General features: G+C 65.9%; 2 protein-coding genes. Both read left to right on the top strand.

Annotation, left to right across the window (positions count from 1 at the left end; genetic code table 11):
* Positions 1 to 281 precede the first annotated feature (281 nt).
* Positions 282 to 605, top strand: coding sequence for a helix-turn-helix domain-containing protein (locus BLQ91_RS44000; RefSeq protein ID WP_425412587.1), 324 nt, complete (start codon positions 282 to 284; stop codon positions 603 to 605).
* A 123-nt stretch (positions 606 to 728) separates the two neighbouring features.
* The gene (locus BLQ91_RS39980; protein WP_090105801.1) at positions 729 to 1,097 is read left to right on the top strand and encodes a hypothetical protein; all 369 of its coding nucleotides are present in this window, start codon (positions 729 to 731) and stop codon (positions 1,095 to 1,097) included.
* Positions 1,098 to 1,159: the final 62 nt, after the last annotated feature.

The following is a 1,159-nucleotide window of genomic DNA, read 5'->3' as shown; positions in this document are numbered from 1 at the left end:
TGGCCATGACCGCCCGAACGAACACCGGCCGCGGGCAACGCCGCTGTCATCCCTGGCCGCCAACACTCCCGATCATTACGGGACAACCTTTAGGGGGTGATTTTGTGTGATGTCAATAATTTCGTGCAATGTCCGCAAGTGCGGTCGAGACCAACGATGTCAATGAGCGCACTGTCGGACAACACGCCGCTGTCCCGACATGCCACAACATGCCTTGACCAGGTGATATACCCGCGCGTGGGACGGCTGCCGTACCGCCGCTACACCGAAGGCCGGGGAGGGTGATAGGTGTGGCGGGTGGCAGGGAAGAGCTCGCGTGCCATCTGGCGGCGCTCAAGCAGCGCAGCGGGCTGAGTAGTTGTTCGGAGTGGGGGAGGAAGTCGCACATCAGCAGTTCGACGCTGCACAGGTATTGCTCGGGAACGACTGTTCCGCCGGACTGCCGGACCGTGGTCGGAATCGCGACGGCGTGTTCGGCGGACGACGAGGAACTGGTCGAGTTGCTGGCCCAGTGGAGGGTCGCGACCGGCCAGGCGGCACTTCCGGAAATCGTGCGCCCGGCGCCGGAATCCCGGCGGTCGCCACGTCCGCGCACCTTTTCGTGATGTCCGCCGGGCTCGTCCTGGTGCTCGTTCTCGTGTCGACGGCAGCCAGCGGTGCGGACGTGACACACCTACGAGTACGTTCGCGACGAACGGCTGGACGAGCAACGCGCGGCCGACTACGCCGTGCGCTTCTACCTGGCGGCGATCCACGGCTCCCATTTCAGCCTCGAACGCACCTACTTCTACAACTGGGGCGGTGGCGGCCTGCCGATCACGCTGCAGGCAGTCGGAAGCCCGCCGACCAAGGCCGCGCTCGCGGTGGAGGAGCTGCAACGGTGGCTGACCCGCACCAACACCCAGTCATGCGGGCAGGGCCTCGCCATCGACTTGCCGGCGAACGTGTGGCAGTGCCAGTTCACCTCGGACGACGGACGGCTGCTCACGATCCGCTGGACGCACGAGGGCACCGCGACGACGTCACTCCCACCACACGCCGAGGGGGTGCGCATCGTGCAGCAGCTAGTGCTGCGTCACGCAATCTTGGCCGGGTAATGGGTCCAGGTGCGGATGGGTGAGTCGGTGGCGAAGCCGGTCTTGGGTTGGGCGCGGGCGTT

The sequence above is a fragment of the Lentzea jiangxiensis genome, assembly GCF_900104175.1.
Taxonomy (GTDB): domain Bacteria; phylum Actinomycetota; class Actinomycetes; order Mycobacteriales; family Pseudonocardiaceae; genus Lentzea; species Lentzea jiangxiensis.
Note: the sequence above shows the minus strand (reverse complement) of the source record. Positions and strands in the feature narration are given on the sequence as shown.